Annotated in this window: 15 protein-coding genes; 5 read left to right on the forward strand and 10 right to left on the reverse strand. The window is 59.4% G+C overall.

The genetic code is table 11. The features are described 5' to 3' along the window. Positions 1-7: 7 nt before the first annotated feature. The 3 genes from ACOKCT_RS13460 (at position 8) to ACOKCT_RS13470 (ending at position 1,456) form a co-directional block, all read left to right on the forward strand. Positions 8-343, forward strand: a complete 336-nt coding sequence (locus ACOKCT_RS13460) for a hypothetical protein (protein WP_327059673.1) — start codon at positions 8-10, stop codon at positions 341-343. 42 nt (positions 344-385) lie between these two features. Continuing rightward, positions 386-727, forward strand: a complete 342-nt coding sequence (locus tag ACOKCT_RS13465; protein WP_156239645.1) for a hypothetical protein — start codon at positions 386-388, stop codon at positions 725-727. A 168-nt stretch (positions 728-895) separates the two neighbouring features. Beyond that, positions 896-1,456, forward strand: coding sequence for an Ail/Lom family outer membrane beta-barrel protein (locus ACOKCT_RS13470; RefSeq protein ID WP_159340339.1), 561 nt, complete (start codon positions 896-898; stop codon positions 1,454-1,456). A gap of 92 nt (positions 1,457-1,548) precedes the next feature. Here the strand turns inward: ACOKCT_RS13470 and ACOKCT_RS13475 are convergent, their stop codons facing one another. Next, positions 1,549-2,436, reverse strand: a complete 888-nt coding sequence (locus ACOKCT_RS13475) for a LysR family transcriptional regulator (protein ID WP_103180842.1) — start codon at positions 2,434-2,436, stop codon at positions 1,549-1,551. Between the two features lie 98 nt (positions 2,437-2,534). On the opposite strand from ACOKCT_RS13475, the gene ACOKCT_RS13480 reads away from it, so the two are divergent. After that, positions 2,535-3,137: a short chain dehydrogenase gene (locus ACOKCT_RS13480; protein ID WP_103180843.1), complete on the forward strand. Its 603-nt coding sequence runs from the start codon at positions 2,535-2,537 to the stop codon at positions 3,135-3,137. Positions 3,138-3,174: 37 nt separating this feature from the next. Here ACOKCT_RS13480 and ACOKCT_RS13485 read toward each other — a convergent pair whose 3' ends face one another. The 4 genes from ACOKCT_RS13485 to ACOKCT_RS13500 are packed head-to-tail and all read right to left on the reverse strand — an operon-like array spanning position 3,175 to position 7,148. Further along, positions 3,175-4,173 (reverse strand): transketolase family protein, encoded by a 999-nt coding sequence (locus ACOKCT_RS13485; protein WP_420193569.1) that lies wholly within the window; start codon positions 4,171-4,173, stop codon positions 3,175-3,177. Continuing rightward, the gene (locus tag ACOKCT_RS13490; protein WP_156655136.1) at positions 4,173-5,018 is read right to left on the reverse strand and encodes a transketolase; all 846 of its coding nucleotides are present in this window, start codon (positions 5,016-5,018) and stop codon (positions 4,173-4,175) included. Before ACOKCT_RS13490 ends, ACOKCT_RS13485 begins: the two co-directional genes overlap by 1 nt. Before the next feature lie 12 nt (positions 5,019-5,030). Next, positions 5,031-5,780, reverse strand: coding sequence for an SDR family NAD(P)-dependent oxidoreductase (locus tag ACOKCT_RS13495; protein ID WP_103180846.1), 750 nt, complete (start codon positions 5,778-5,780; stop codon positions 5,031-5,033). 36 nt (positions 5,781-5,816) lie between these two features. After that, on the reverse strand, positions 5,817-7,148 hold the full coding sequence (locus ACOKCT_RS13500) for an MFS transporter (RefSeq protein WP_103180847.1): 1,332 nt from the start codon (positions 7,146-7,148) through the stop codon (positions 5,817-5,819). 281 nt (positions 7,149-7,429) lie between these two features. Between ACOKCT_RS13500 and ACOKCT_RS13505 the strand changes: the two genes are divergently transcribed. Beyond that, positions 7,430-8,350, forward strand: coding sequence for a LysR substrate-binding domain-containing protein (locus tag ACOKCT_RS13505; RefSeq protein WP_103180848.1), 921 nt, complete (start codon positions 7,430-7,432; stop codon positions 8,348-8,350). Positions 8,351-8,595: 245 nt separating this feature from the next. Here ACOKCT_RS13505 and ACOKCT_RS13510 read toward each other — a convergent pair whose 3' ends face one another. Genes ACOKCT_RS13510 through fdrA form a run of 5 tightly spaced genes read right to left on the reverse strand, consistent with a single transcriptional unit; the run spans position 8,596 to position 15,503 of the window. Then, positions 8,596-9,984, reverse strand: coding sequence for an amidohydrolase family protein (locus tag ACOKCT_RS13510; RefSeq protein ID WP_159340343.1), 1,389 nt, complete (start codon positions 9,982-9,984; stop codon positions 8,596-8,598). 53 nt (positions 9,985-10,037) lie between these two features. Next, positions 10,038-10,985, reverse strand: coding sequence for a carbamate kinase family protein (locus tag ACOKCT_RS13515; RefSeq protein ID WP_159340344.1), 948 nt, complete (start codon positions 10,983-10,985; stop codon positions 10,038-10,040). After that, on the reverse strand, positions 10,982-12,535 hold the full coding sequence (locus tag ACOKCT_RS13520) for a xanthine permease (RefSeq protein WP_156655140.1): 1,554 nt from the start codon (positions 12,533-12,535) through the stop codon (positions 10,982-10,984). Before ACOKCT_RS13520 ends, ACOKCT_RS13515 begins: the two co-directional genes overlap by 4 nt. An 11-nt stretch (positions 12,536-12,546) precedes the next feature. After that, a complete protein-coding gene (locus tag ACOKCT_RS13525; protein WP_180209179.1) occupies positions 12,547-13,962 on the reverse strand; it encodes a DUF1116 domain-containing protein in 1,416 nt (471 codons plus the stop codon). Beyond that, positions 13,962-15,503, reverse strand: coding sequence for an acyl-CoA synthetase FdrA (gene fdrA / locus ACOKCT_RS13530; protein WP_103180853.1), 1,542 nt, complete (start codon positions 15,501-15,503; stop codon positions 13,962-13,964). The genes ACOKCT_RS13525 and fdrA overlap by 1 nt, the downstream gene beginning before the upstream one ends. Between the last annotated feature and the right edge of the window lie 105 nt (positions 15,504-15,608).

Consider the following 15,608-nt stretch of genomic DNA (forward strand, 5'->3'; position numbering starts at 1 on the left):
TGAAAATATGCGCGAATCCCAGGCTATTTATAATGATATTGGCTCGGTCTTAGTTGCCGCAGCGCCCGATAACGCCGCAACCGTCATCGTGCGTGCTGAGCTGTCGCCCGAAAATGATCACTGCAAATGTGAGTTTGATTATGTGGACAGCACCTCAGGTGAGACAAACTGGTTTACTGCAGGCGCACAGGCCAATGCTGATTTGCTGGACCTTCTGGTTGAGCTGAGGACATTTTTTGTTAATAACATCTCCTCAAAACAGCCTTCGTTCTGGCATGCCTGCGAAATAACGGTCGATGTTGAAACGCTCAGAATCAAGATTGATTTTAAGTATGCTGATTAACAGATAATAATCTCGTACTAAATAAAAATTCAGGACAAATAAATGAGCGACTTAGACGATCTGCATAATAAAATTGGTCAATTACTGGTTGATGCCGGTCCTGCTGAGGCGAAGAAAATCATTGCTCGCGCAAAATTAGCCCAAGATGGCGAGTCCTGTGAATATGAATATGATTATGTTGATCAGCAGGATAACCTGGACTGGTTCGTGCCGGATAAGCTCGCCAGTTATCATCTTCGGCTCCTGTTAGTTAACCTGCGGGACTATTATATTCAGAATAATATGATGCAGGGTAAAGCGCCCTGGACAGGTTGCGATATCACCGTTGAAATACCCGCAGAGAAAATAAGCATCAGCTTTAAATATGACGCCCTACCAATATAGGGGAGGCAAATTCCAGGACTATTCCGGGCTTTAAGATTATTCCCTATTTCATCGCCTGCCAAAAAAACCAACAATTTTATCGCCTTAATTTGCAGTGGAATATCTCCAGCCTGACAGATGGGGATATATGGCATTACACATAAAAAATGACAACAAGGATTACGGAAAATGAAAAAACTCTCTCTGGCGGTATGCGTTGCGGCGAGTCTGTCGAGCGGGGCTGCTCTGGCGGATAATCAGACTGTTTCTGTGGGTTATGCGCAGAGTAACGTTGAAGACTTCAAAAATATCCGCGGCGTGAACGTTCAGTATCGCTACGAGTGGGATTCCCCGGTCAGCCTGATGGGTTCATTTACCTATATGAGCGGCGATCAGGACGAGCATTATTATCTCGCTTCCGACTCCATTAAAAACCACGTCGAAGTGAAATATTACTCTCTGATGGCAGGCCCGGCATATCGCCTGAATGATTTCGTTTCCCTGTATGCGCTGGGCGGCGTGGCACGCGTGAAAGCAGACGGCCACACTACCTGGGTGAACGGCGGCGACAACTATACCCAGCGCGACGGCATCGATGAGAAATCCACCTCTTTCGCTTACGGCGCGGGCGTACAGTTCAACCCAACGCCTGAGCTGGCGATCCACGTCGGTTACGAAGGCACCACGGCCGACCTGGGTGATGATTACGGGATCGACGGCTGGAATGTGGGCGTAGGTTACCGTTTTTAATTGGTGCGGCCTGATGCCGGGTGGTGGCGATGCCTTACCCGGCCTACGGTCTGAAGGTTTTGTAGGCCCGGCAAGCGCAGCGCCGCCGGGCGTTACAAACCGCACTGTGCCTGCATAATATGCTCAATAAACCGCGTGAGTTTCGGCAACGGACGTAGATCCTGACGCCATAACAGGTGCACCGGTCGGGGTTGTGGTGTGTAACCTTCTAAAACACGTATCAGCCGTCCATTCGCCAGCTCATCCGCCACCAGCACCTCCGGTTGCAACAGCAATCCCGCGCCGGCAATCGCCGCCATCCGCAGACCGTATCCGTCGTTACAGCGCAGGATCGCATCGCGCTTCCAGCGCACCTCCCCTTCCACTCCCGGCAGCCGCCACTCGTTGCGTGCGGTCCAGACGGTATGAGAGAGACAAAGATGCTCCACCAGATCGTCCGGCGTTTGCGGCGTGCCGTGGCGGGCTAAGTAGTCCGGCGCGGCGCAGATCACCATCCGGTACGGGCAGAGGTATTTCGCCACCAGATCCTCGGTGTGGATGTCGCCAATGCGGATCGCCAGATCTACCCCCTCCTCCACCAGATCGACCATCCGGTTAGTGAGATCCAGCTCGACGCGCACCTCCGGGAAACGCTGCAAAAAGGTGGCAGTCAGCGGGGCAATCACGCACCCGCCGAACGAGGTGGGCGCAGTCACCCGCAGCGTGCCCGCGGGCGCGGTACGCAGACGCTCCACCGAACGTTCAGCGATGGCGACCTGCTCAATGACCCGCTTTGCCTCTTCGAACCAGACCCGCCCGGCGTCAGTCAGGCTCTGGCGGCGGGTATTGCGCTCCAGCAGCCGGGTGCCAAGCTGCGCCTCCAGCCAGGCGATATACTTCCCGACCATCACCGCCGACATCTCCAGCCGGGCGGCGGCACCGGTAAAGCTGCCGCTCTCCACCACCGCGATAAAGGTCTCCATGCCGCGAAGCTTATCCATATTGCAAACCTCTGGTTAATAATGATCTAACTTTAGCCCAGTTTATCCGCTCTCTGGTTTGTTAAACAATCAAGGCTCACAACACAGAGGAGTCGGCTATGAAAATCGTCATTATTGGTGCCAGCGGTACGGTCGGTCAGGCCGTTACAGAAGAGCTGAGTCGTCGTCATGAAGTCATTCGCGTGGGTCGCACGAAAGGCGATCATCAGGTAGATATCACCTCCCAGGCCAGCGTGCAGGCGCTGTTCGAAAAGATCGGTCCGGTGGATGCGATTGTCTCCGCCAGCGGCGGGCTGCACTTTGGCCCTCTGTCGACCATGACCGACAGCGAGTTTAACCAGGGATTGCAGGACAAATTGCTGGGCCAGGTGCGGCTGGCGCTCACCGGGCAGCACTATCTGAATGAGGGCGGGTCGATCACTTTGATCAGCGGCATCGTCGCCCACGAGCCTATCGCCCAGGGGGTGAATGCCACCACGGTAAACGTCGCGCTGGAAGGCTTTGTCCGCGCCGCCGCCTGCGAACTGCCGCGCGGGATCCGCATCAACCTGATTAGCCCGACGGTACTCACCGAATCGGCTGAAGCCTACGACGGTTTCTTCCCGGGCTTCGAAAGCGTGCCCGCCGCAACGGTCGCCCAGGCCTATCGCCGCAGCGTGGAAGGGGTACAGAGCGGACGGGTGTATCAGGTAGGGTATTGATGGTAACCGGGGCGAGTCGGCCTCGCCCCGTTCAGGTTCAGAGCCTGCGGCGGATTTTTTCCACCATCGCCGCGGTGGAGATCCCGTAGCGGTCGTGCAGGGTCGGCAGCGCTCCGGCGTCGAGGAAGGCGTCCGGCAGCGCGACGGTATCAAAATCGACCTGCACCCGGTTGCGCATCAGCAGTGACGCCACCGCCTCGCACAGGCCACCCACGCTGCTGTGGTTTTCCGCCACTACCACCAGCCTGCCCGGCTTCGCCGCCTGCGCCAGAATGGTCTCCTCGTCCAGCGGCTTGATGGTGGGCGAGTGGAGCACCGCCACGCTGATGTTATCCTTACGCAGCTGCTTCGCCGCTTCCAGCGCCCGCATGGTCATCAGGCCGGAGGCGATAATCAGCACATCGCTCCCCTCCTCCAGCAGCGCGGCTTTGCCGATTTTGAACTGGTAGTTGTACTGGTCCAGCACCACCGGCACCTTGCCGCGCAGCAGGCGCATATAGACCGGGCCATCGTGCTCTGCCATGGCCGGTACCGCCTGCTCGGTGTCTATCGCATCACAGGGATCGATAATCGTCATGCCCGGAATGCCGCGCATAGTGGCGAGATCTTCCGTCGCCTGATGGCTGGGACCGTAACCTGTGGTCAGCCCTGGCAGCGCGGCGCAGATCTTCACGTTCAGGTGCTCTTCGGCAATCACCTGATGAATAAAGTCATAGGCGCGGCGGGTGGCAAACACCGCGTAGGTGGTGGCGAAGGGGATAAAGCCCTCTTTCGCCATCCCGCCCGCGGCGCCCATCAGCAGTTGCTCCGCCATCCCCATCTGGAAGAAGCGCTCGGGGTGCGCTTGGGCAAAGATATGCAGGTCGGTATATTTTGAGAGATCCGCCGTCATGCCGACGATCTCCGGGCGCTGCTCCGCCAGCTTCACCAGCGCGTGGCCGAACGGCGCGGCGCGGGTCTCCTGCCCCTCTTCGGCAATAGAGGCGATCATCGCCGAGGTGGTTAAACGCGGTTTTTTCTCGGTGGTCTGGCTCATCACTGCACTCCTTCCGGTTTGTTCGCGTCCAGCACCGCGAGCGCTTTTTGCCACTCGTCAGCATCCACGCGGATAAAATGGTTCTTGTCGCGCTGCTCAAGGAAAGGCACCCCCTTGCCCATCAGGGTGTCGCAGAGAATGACGCGGGGCTGATTCTCCGGATAGCGCTTCGCGTTATCGAACGCCGCCACCAGCGCCGGCGCGTCGTTGCCGTTGACCCGCTGCACGTACCAGCCAAACGAGGTCCACTTATCTTCCAGCGGCTCAAAGCCGAGGATTTTGTGGGAGTTGCCGTCGGCCTGCTGGCGGTTGATATCCACCAGCACGATCAGGTTCGACAGGCCGTGGTGGGCAGCGGACATTGCCGCTTCCCAGGTGGAGCCTTCGTCCAGCTCGCCGTCGGACATGGAGTTCACCACCCAGGCATCACTCCCCTTGTGCTTCAGCCCCAGGGCCATGCCCACGCCAATGCTCAGGCCCTGCCCCAGCGAGCCGCCGGAGATCTCCATACCCGGTGTGTAGGTGGCCATACCGGACATCGGCAGGCGGCTGTCGTCGGCGCCGTAGGTCTCCAGCTCCTCTTCGGGAATAATGCCCGCCTCGATCAGCGCCGCGTAGCAGGCGATGGCGTAGTGGCCGTGGGAGAGCAGGAAGCGGTCGCGCCCTTCCCACTCCGGCTCGTCGGGCTTAAAGGTCATGCCGTGGGCAAAGGCGGTAGCCAGCACGTCGGCGTAGCCCAGCGCCTGGCCGATATAGCCCTGCCCCTGCACTTCGCCCATCCGCAGGGCATAGCGGCGGATGCGCCACGCGGCGGCAGCGACCTGTTGAATCGTGGTATCAGTCATAATCCTGTCTCCTTAGTGGATCAGCATGCCGCCGTTGACGTCGAGGGTGATGCCGGTGGAGTAAGAGGAGAGATCGCTGCCGAGGAACAGCGCGGCGCGGGCGATATCCTGCGCGTCGCCGAGGCGGTTAAGCGGAATGCCTGCCAGAATGGCGGTTTTCATCTCGTCCGAAAGTTTGCCCGCGGTGATGTCGGTCTGGATCAGCCCCGGGGTGATGCAGTTAACCCGCACGTTATCCGGCCCCAGCTCGCGGGCCATCGCCTTCGCCAGCCCCAGCACGCCCGCTTTGGCGGCGCTGTAGTGCGGCCCGCCGAAGATGCCGCCGCCGCGCTGGGCCGACACCGAGGAGATGCAGACGATGCTGCCGGACTGCTGGCCGCGCATGGTGGGGATAACGGCCTGAGACATTAAGAGCGTGCCGCGCAGGCTGACATCCAGCACCGCGTCATAGTTTTCCCGCTTAATATCCATCAGCTTGATCGGCTGGGTGATGCCGGCGTTATTCACCAGAATATCGATGCGCCCGTATTTGCCCAGCACCTGCTCGATGGCGGCATTCACCTGCAGCTCGTTGCTGACGTTCGCCGCCAGCCCCAGATGCCCCTCGCCCAGGCTTGCCGCCGCCTGCTTGCTGGCCTCTGCATCTAAATCAATAATGACCACTTTCGCGCCCTGTTCGGCATAGAGTTTTGCCGTAGCGAAACCCAAACCGCGTGCGGAAGCCGCGCCGGTAATAACGGCGACTTTATCTTTCAGTAGCATATATTTACTCCAAAATATTGAGAGGTGTTTAATTTATTATTTCGGTTCTTCCAGCAGGGTAATCATTAATAAGCCAACGGCTGCGCAAATACCGAAATAAATAAAGACAGAATTAAAACTTCCTGTTTTATCCAGCAGATAACCCGCCAGCATGGGCGAAACAAATCCGCCGAGATTACCGCCGCTATTAATAATGGATGCGGCGATGGGATAGGTTTTACTGTCCGCCACCGCCATGCCGTAGGCGGTAAAAGCGGGCCAGCCGATATTCAGGCACAGGCCAACGAAGAACAGCCCCACGCACACCGCCACGGTGCTTTGCGGAATATTGAGCATGATGACCATCATTAATACGGTGCTGATAGCGGTAAACATCATGGTCGGCTTGCGTCGGCGGCCCAGGAGCTTGTCCGACACGTAGCCGCCGAAAATCGCCCCGATAAAGCCGCCGATGCAGGGCATGCTGGCGACCAGCCCCATGCTCATGAAGGTAAAGCCTTTCTCTTTGACCAGGTAGAGCGGGATCCAGGTCAGCAGGCCGTAGAGCACGCTCACCATCATGAAGTAGGCCACGCAGTCGCCAAGAATATTCTTCGAGGTGAAGAGACCTTTTACCGTCTCTATCGGGGCCAGCTCGCGCACGCGGATCAACCGGTCGAGGCGGTTGAAGCGCGGTTCAATCACGATATTTTCCCGCCGGGTTTCCGCTGCGTTTTGCCCCCCGACGATGGTCTCCAACTCAGCTTTAGAGACCATCGGGCTCTCTGCGGGACGGGTGCGCACCAGCAGATACCAGAGCACGGCAATCACCAGCCCCGGAATGGCGAAGGAGAAAAAGACCCAGCGCCAGCCCCAGGTCATGGCGATCCACACCGCCAGCGGCGGCACCAGAATGGGGGCGAACATGGTAGCGGCGATATAGACGCCGGTGGCGGTCGCTTTCTCCTTCGGCGGGAACCAGTTATTGATGGTGGAGGCCAGCCCCACCGGGCAGGGGCCTTCCGTCAGGCCCAGCCCGAGGCGGATAAACTTCAGCCCCAGCACCGAGGTGGCGGTGCCCATCAGCCAGGTGAAAGCAGAGAAGCCAAATATCGACAGGGCCACCATGCCGCGAATGCCTTTTTTAGCAATAAAAAAGCCCGCCGGGATCTGGCTCAGGGCATAGCCTAAAAAAAACATGCTGGCGATGGCGCCGGCCTCGAAATTATTGATATGAAATTCATCGATGATAAAGGGAAGCACGGCGCCAATATTGGTTCTGTCTGCATAATTAATGGCATACACAATAAATATTAACGCCAGCACCACGAAGCGGTAATTGGTTTTTTTAGTGGCTATGTAGGGGACAGCTTGTTCTATACGAGACATGTTTTACCTCATTATTCGAACAACGTGAGTCGTTTTAATTTCGCGTTCAAACTCAATATATCGGCTTACGTTTGAAACACCATTCAATAAAACTCATTTATTGCTGAGATAAATTTGATTCGCGAAGCGCGTCATAAAAATAACGGCTTCGTTTATGGGGATATAGGTTTTTTAAAAATGTGGCGGGGATCCTGTTTAATCCATTCAGCCGCAATAATATTGCCGGTGCAGGGTCAGAATGTTATGTTTTTTTACCGCAACATCCTCAAGGAGGACCGGTTATGCCCGCGCAGGATCGCCAGACGCTCCCCATCCCTTCGCTGCGAAACATTCAGTCTTTTATCGCGGTCGCCAACTCCCTGAGCATTCACCTGGCGGCCGAGCAGCTTAACGTCACCCCCTCGGCGGTGAGCCATCAGATCGCCTCCCTGGAGTCCTGGATGGGCAAAAAGCTGTTTATCCGCAGCGGCAAGGGGGTCACCCTTACGCCTACCGGAGAGAAGTATCTGCGGGAGGTCTCGGCGGCCATGAGCGCCATCGGGCGCGCCACCGAGCAGGTGATCAAAGAGAAGGAGAACGCTGTGCTGCGCGTGCACTCCTCCCCGACCTTCGGTTTATCCTGGCTGCTGCGCCGCCTGGGCAAGTTCCGCGCCGAATATCCCGATATCATCCTCAACCTCACCTGCTCTTATGAGAACCTGCAGTTCGCCCGGGATAATATCGACATCGACATTCGCCACGGCATCCCGGACTGGGACGCCTACCGGGTGATGACCATTAAAAATGACGCGCTGGTGGTGCTGGCCTCGCCCGATTACCTGCGCGAGCATCCGGTACAGTCACCGCAGGATCTCTTACAGCAGGCGCTGATTTCATCCACCAGCACCCTGGTGAACTGGGAGAAGTGGTTTGCCTGGCACAATATCGACCGGCCCTGGCTCAACTTCAGCCTGAGCTTCGATCGCTCCTATATGAGCTTCGAGGCGGCGCGCATGGGGCTGGGATTTATTCTTGAAAGCAAAATGATGGCCACCGATCATCTGAACGATGGCTCGCTGGTGCAGGTGCTGCCGGACAGCATGGGGATCGCCATAAACGCCCATCATCTGGTGATGCCGCACATGAACGAGCGTAGCTGGAAGATCCAGCAGTTTGTCGAGTGGATCGACCGGGAGTTGCGGCTGTCGGGGTATCACCTGTAACGCCGGGTGGCGGCTTCGCCTTACCCGGCCTACAGAACGTGCGGTCTGATGCCCTTCCCCACAGAGCTGAGGAACCCCAGGTAATTTAATTGCCTTTAAAGCAATGAAATGATCACATAAAAATTAGGAACTTAAAACGGCTCCCTGGTCCGGCTGAAAATCGCCGAAGCGTTTCCGGAAGGCCGGGGCGAGGTTTGCTTTTACCTCGTAGGCCGGGTAAGGCGTAGCCGCCACCCGGCTTCACATCACCCTACCGTGCCCCACACCAGATTCCCGTTATGGAAGGTCGCGGTACGCGGAGAAATTCGCGCCACCGCTTCGGCGGAGCAGGAGGCGTCCACCAGCACAAAGCTGGCGGCATCCTGCGCCTTCGGCCATACGCGTTCGCCTTTGTCGTTCAGCGGCAGCACGTCGCCGGTGGCGATACCCAGCGCGCGGGAGAGCGTCTGCTCGTTCGGGCGAATGTAGAGCTGGGCGTAGAGATTCGCTTTTTCCAGCATGTCCCCCAGGCCATACGGCGACCAGTGGTCGATCACGCTGTCGGTCCCGGTCATGACAAACACGCCTTTGTCACGCAGCTGCCTGAGCGGCATGTGGAGCGTGCCAATCGGCACCGTGGAGGCGATCGTCACCTGCTGCGCCGCCATGCGGGTGGCGATCTCATCCACCTGCTGTTCGTTCATCGTCGCCAGCGCAAAGGCGTGGCTGATGGTCAGCTTGCCCTTCAGTTCCGGGGTCTTCTCTACGGTCTGCACCATGTAGTTCACCGCCGCCACCCCCGCCGGGCTGGTTTCGTGCAGGTGGATATCCACCCCTTTGTCGTAATCGAGCGCAATCTGGAACATCAGGTCGAGGGATTTCTCCATCGCGCCGTCAACGCTGGTGGGATCCAGCCCGCCGACGTAGTGCGCCCCGGCCTGCATCGCCTCACGCATCAGCTTTTCAGCGTTTGAGAGCAACAGGCCGTGCTGCGGGAAGGCGACAATCTCACAGTCAAACCCGGGTTTACGCCGGGCCAGTACCGCCTGTAAATTTTCCAGGTTTTTTAGCCCGGAGGTCGGCTCGATATTGCAGTGGCTGCGGGCGATGGTGGAGCCCTTCGACTGGATCAGGTCGATCAGTTTTTCCGCCCGCTCCTGGGTATAAGGTTGCAACTCCGGGAGCAGCTTTTGCTCCAGGCGGATCATATCCTGAATGGTAGTGCCCGCCGGGCGGTTGAGCGAGCGCCACGGGCCGCCGTAGAAGGTCTTATCCAGATGGATGTGCATATCGCGCATCGCCGGTAACAGCAGTTTGCCGCCCGCATCGTAGTGCGGCAGCGTGGCGTCGGCGTGGCTGTTGTTGTCGCGCAGGGCAGCGATCTTGCCCTCCTTGATCTCCAGCGTTTTCAGTTCGGTGCGGGTGCTGACGGCCACGTCGCCGTCGACGTTAAACCCGGCCTCCAGCAGCACGTTGTCCAGATAGTAGTGTGTCGCGGTGATGTTCATCGGTTTGCCCGTCTCGCAGGTCGCTTTTGCGGTGTCAGCAGCATACGCGACGGAGCCAGCAGTGCCAAACAGGGCGCAGGCGGTTGCAGCGGTGGCGATTTTGCCGCTCTGGCTGAGAAACTCCCGGCGGCTTTTATTCTCACTCATTGTCTTGTCCTTTTACTTACGCATTCACACAGCGGGCGGGAAGCCCGCCAGGGTTAAGCCACAATATGGGTCCCGGTTTCACCACGCAGGGCTGCGGGCAGGCAGTCCGGCGAGGTGATGATCACCCGCTTGCCGCCGTGGTGCAGAAATTCCAGCGAGGCCATAATTTTCGGCAGCATACTGCCCGCCGGGAAGTGCCCCTCTTCCATATAGCGCGTCATCTGCGCCACGTTGACGGTGTCCAGCGCCTGCTGGTCTGGCTTGCCGAAGTTAATGCACACTCTCTCCACCCCGGTAGTGATCACCAGCACGTCGGCGCGGATCTCACGCGCCAGCAGCGCGGTAGAGAGATCTTTGTCGATCACCGCATCCACACTCTGGTAGTCGCCCTGTTCGGTACGCACCACCGGAATGCCGCCACCGCCCGCGCCAATCACCACAAAGCCTCTTTGCGTCAGGGCCTTGATGGCGTCCGCCTCAACGATGCGTAGCGGCTGGGGCGAGGCCACCACCCGGCGGTATCCGCGCCCGGAATCCTCGACGAAATGCCAGTCGGGATGGGCGCGTTGCAGCTCATCCCGCTGCGTCTCGCTGAAAAACGCCCCGATGGGCTTGGCAGGATGGGTAAAGCCGGGATCGTTTTTATCCACCTCCACCTGGGTGACCACCGTGACCGCTTTCTGCTCCCCGCGGGCGGCAAGGCGGTTGTTGAGCGCCTGCTGGATCAGGTAGCCGATGCCGCCCTGGGTATCGGCCACGCAGTTCGCCAGCGGGGTCAGCGGCAGCCCTTCCCGCTCGTGGGCAATCTCGGCGCGGCGCAGATCCAGCCCCACCTGCGGGCCGTTGCCGTGGGTGAGGACGATGTCGTAGTCCGAGGCCAGCATCTCCAGCACCGACTCGGCCACCGCTTTCACCGCCTGCGCCTGGTGCTCAATCGACTGGCTGGCGTTATCTTTGATAATGCTGTTGCCGCCAATGGCAACGACCATAAGCTCTTTCATACGTTGTCCTTTATAACGGTGCCCGACGTCGCGCTTGCCGCTTCGCGGCTATCCAGAACATGCTTCAGCACAAACATGCCGCTCATCATCAGGTAAGCCAGCACAAAGGTCAGCGAACTGCCCTCAGCAAAGCCCACCACCGGGGCGTGGATGACCCCGAACAGCGCCAGCAGTGCACCGACCGCAGCGGCAACGGCACCGCGCAACGGCTTGTTGACGATGGCGAAGATGGCGATACAGCCCCACAGCATGCTGGCGAGCGGTGCGCCGTTACCCAGGTGCATCAGCCCTTCGTAGTAAATGCCCTTGCTGTGCAGCACGTCGGTGCCGATTTTCGCCGCGTTGGTGCCCGCCGCGCCCATCACGCTGTTCATCATGGTCAGCGCCCAGTTGGCGATCCACGGGAAGAGACAGATAAAGATGACGGGCACCTCCACTTTGGGCGTCTCCCTCACCACCTGGTTGGCGGTAACCACGCCGATAAAGACCAGAATCGGCACAATGGCGGTCATTGGGATGATGGCGAGCATAAAGGCTCCCAACCCGAACAGCGGCACGATGAACATGGTGACGCCGGAGGCCAGCGTGTAGCCGATGCTGGCCCCCATCGCTTTCCAGCCCGCGTGGCCGACGTAGACCGTTACCGGGAACGGGTTCCCCATCAGGCAGCCGAGCATGGACGAGAGCCCGTTGGCCAGCATCACCTTGCGGGTCGGGTACTCATCCCCCGCCGCGTGGGCGCTTTCGATGTTCTCCAGGTCAAAGATGTAGTTGGCCAGCCCCAGCGGCACGGCAGAGGCCAGATACGGCAGGGCGTGCGGCAGGCCCTGCATAAAGCTGTCGATATGCACTTCCGGCGGGTTAAAGCCGAAGGAGGACATCGACGCCTTGATCGCTTCCGGGCTTTGCAGGCCGGAGATCCACGCCAGGGCCGTACCGGCGATCAGCAGCAGGAGACCGGTGGGGATGCGGGCGAAGATCGGCTTTTTGCCGAACCAGTTGATGAAGATCAGCAGCAGGACGATAAAGGAGACCGTCGGCGCTTCGAACGCCTGCAACATCGGGTTCATCGCCAGCAGCAGCAGACCCAGACCGGAGAGGCACGAGAGCAGCACGGTACGCGGGATCATCTTGCGGATGGTTTCGCCGAGGAAGGAACCGCCCGCGAGGATCATCGCCTCCACGAAGCACCACACCAGACCAATCTGGATGGCGAAATCCGCGTCACCGGTCTGCTGGTAGACCGGCATCAGCACCAGAAAAGTGACGGTGAAGATCGAGGGCGCGCTCGGCCCCGACGGCAGCGCAGTCACGTCGTTACGCCCGGTCTGGCGCGCCATCTGCAGACCAAACCACGCGTAGCAGACGCTCGCCACCAGCACCGCCAGCCCGAAGGCTGGCGCAATACGTCCATAAACAATCTCTTTCGGGATGCCGACGACAAAAATGAGCAGCCCCATCATGGTCAGCAGGTTCGTCAGGTTGTTGGTCATCAACCCGAAGTACGCCGCCCAGTCACCTCTTTTCCACTCCAGTTTCATGCTTTTCATGGATGCTTACCTTAAAGGAAGTAGCGATCGCGGAAGGCCAACAGCGCCTTTTCAAAACAGCTAAACGGCGGGTGAACGATGCCCGCCCCAATCATGCCGATGCCCGCATCTTTATGGGCGATGGCGGTGTTAATGACCGGCAGAATACCGCTGCCCGCCACGCGGGTGATGTCGATGGCGGTAGGAACGCCCATAAACGAGAGCAGCGGAATGGTGACGTTCGGGTTTTCGCCGAGGGTGATCTCGCGCATCTGGCGGGAGAAGTCGATGGCCTCTTCCACCGTGCCGCCCACCAGGGCGACAATCGCCGGGGCCGTCGCCATGGCAAAGCCACCGATGCCGTAGGTTTCGGTGATGGCGCTGTCCCCGATATCCAGCCCGGAGTCTTCCGGCCTGTAGCCCGCGAACATCGGGCCAATCACCTGCTGCGCCGGACCGGTGAACCACTGCCCCGGCAGGCCGGAGACGCGCAGGCCGAACTCGTAGCCGTTGCGCGCCATGGTGGTGACTACGGTGCTGTACTCGATGCCGTGGGCAGCGTCCAGCGCGGCTTTACACATCGCCATCCAGGTTGGGCCGGAGAAGTAGTCGCTGCTGGCGACAAACTCAAACACCTCGCGCTGCTGCTCTACCGGGTAGCCCGCCTGGATCAGCCCCGGCGTCAGCGCCTGAATCAGCAGCGTGGTGCCCGCGTTATTACGGTTGTGGCACTCGTCACCCATGTGCAGTGCCTGGGCCAGCATCAGGCGCAGATCGATTTCGCCGATGATCTTCATGGCGTCGCGCAGCATCGGGCCGAGCACGTCGCGCATCCAGTTCAGGCGGTCGATGACGCTCTGGTCGTTGGCCCCCATGCGCAGGATCTTCGCCATCTGCTCGCTGAGGTTGGTGAAGGCGCGGTTGCCGTAGGTTTTGTTCTCGACGATATGCATAAACATCGACGCCGAGGTGACGCCCGCCATCGACCCCACGCAGTCGTGCTCGTGACACGGCGAGAAGGTGATCTCGCCTGAGGCGGCCAATTGCGCCGCCTCTTCCAGATCTCTGGCTAAGCCTTCAAATACCAGCGCACCGGTGACCGCCCCTCTCATCGCCCCGCACATGTTCTCCCAGGCCACCGGCGGGCCGGCGTGCAGAATGGTGGTGCGGGTCATCCCTGGCACGACGTTGATCGCCTGATCAAAGCCCACCAGCACCGGATGGGACTGGATAATGCGCTCCAGCGCAACCTTGTTAGCCGCGGCGATTTTCTCCGCCAGCGAGTTTTCTGCCAGCTGATCGAGGGCCTCAACGACCTGCATATTGCCCTGCCCCGGCGGGGTCCAGTCGAGATGGGTGACCGGGACGTGCTGCTTCTTCAGATCGTCGCTGAACAGGGCGATGCCGACGTTAATGACGTTCAGCGGCTGGTTAAATAAGGTGGTCATCAGGCTTTCTCTCCTTTGAAGACAAATTCACGTGCCAGTAATCCGGTGTTGGTGCTGCTGCTGGCCCAGATGACGCCCGCGTCGGTGAGCCGCTGGCACTGCTGCGCCAGCGACTGGGGATCCTGGTCGGTGCCAAGCACATAGCCGAGGATGACCAGCGGGCGGTGATCGGCCTTCGCGATCGCCTGCGCCTCCTGGATCGCCTCGATCATCACCCCTACCGGATCGTCATGCGATCCAAAGCCGAGGACGAAATCCATCACGATCACGCCTACTTCCGGATCGCGTGCCTCCTGCAACAGGCGGCTGATGCGGTTGGTCGGATCGATCATCGGGTGCGGTTTGCCGTTGGTGAAATCGTCATCGCCGAAATCGAGGAAGGTATGGGCCTGGCTGACGTTGATGTCCTTCAGGCGCTTAGCCGGGTCCGGCTGGATGTTGCTGTAGACCTCGTCATATTTCTCCAGCGCGGCGAACATCGCTTCGTCGCACAGGGTGCCGCCGCAGAAGAGGCCGCGAATGTACTTCTGCTGCGGGGTGAGATGGGCGCGCACCTCTTCAATCAGCGGCCAGTTGAGCGGGTGCAGATCGAGGGACTCTTGTTTGATGCCGGTGAGCAGCACCGCCTTCAGCGCCGCCTCTTTGGTGCCGCGGGCAAACTGTAATCCCGCTTCATCGGCAGGCGGCTCGTTGCGACCAAGGAAACAGACTACGACCGGTTTGCGGCAGGCGCGGGCGCGGGCCAGCACTTTCTCGGCCACCGCAGGCGCTGGCGGCTTGGAGATCAGGGCGATGACCTGGGTGGCCTCGTCCGCTTCCAGCATGGCGATAGCATCCAGCATCATCAGGCCGCCGATTTTTTCACTCAGATCGCGGCCGCCGGTGCCGATCAGCTGGGAGATGCCGCCGCCGAATTCGTGGATGCGCGCGCTCAGCTCCTGGCTGCCGGTGCCGGAGGCGCCGACGATGCCAATGGATCCGCGACGGACCGCGTTGGCAAAGCAGAGCCCTGCCCCGTTAATGATGGCGGTGCCGCAGTCCGGCCCCATCATTAACAGTCCTTTTTCGTGGGCCAGTTGCTTGAGCGCCAGCTCGTCGTCGAGGGAGACGTTATCCGAGAAGAGCATTACGTTGAGGTTGTTCTCCAGCGCCTGGCGCGCCTCGCGGGCGGCAAAGGTGCCGTTGACCGAAATCACCGCCAGGTTGGCGTCCGGACGGTGGGTTTTGGCGCTGGCGAGCGTGGCGTAGCGCGATTCGTGTGAGCCTGCGCGCTCCTTTCGGGTAAACAGCGCCTCGATGGCGGCCAGCGTCTCGTCGTTGGCGGCCTCGCCTTTAATCACGATCATCAGATCGCCGTTTTTGGCGTCTTCTAATTCCGGCGTCAGCAGGCCGAGATTTTTTAATACGCCTTTATTCATTTCGGTGGCCATAGCAACAAAAGCCTGCTCCACGCCGGGCAATTTGTTGGCTTTGGTGGAAACCGACATCAGCGAAACAGAATCAAAATAGGTATTCTTTCTTATCACGATTTTGGTGGGCATTACGTCCTCCTGAATGCGGGCAAAAGGGGGCCACATCACGCCCGAAGGCATGACGGCAAGAGCTATTTTTAATTCAGGCCAGCGCGAAACGGCTGGCCGGGAGTA

This window comes from Leclercia sp. M-A074-M (genome assembly GCF_965195605.1).
Classification (GTDB): domain Bacteria; phylum Pseudomonadota; class Gammaproteobacteria; order Enterobacterales; family Enterobacteriaceae; genus Enterobacter.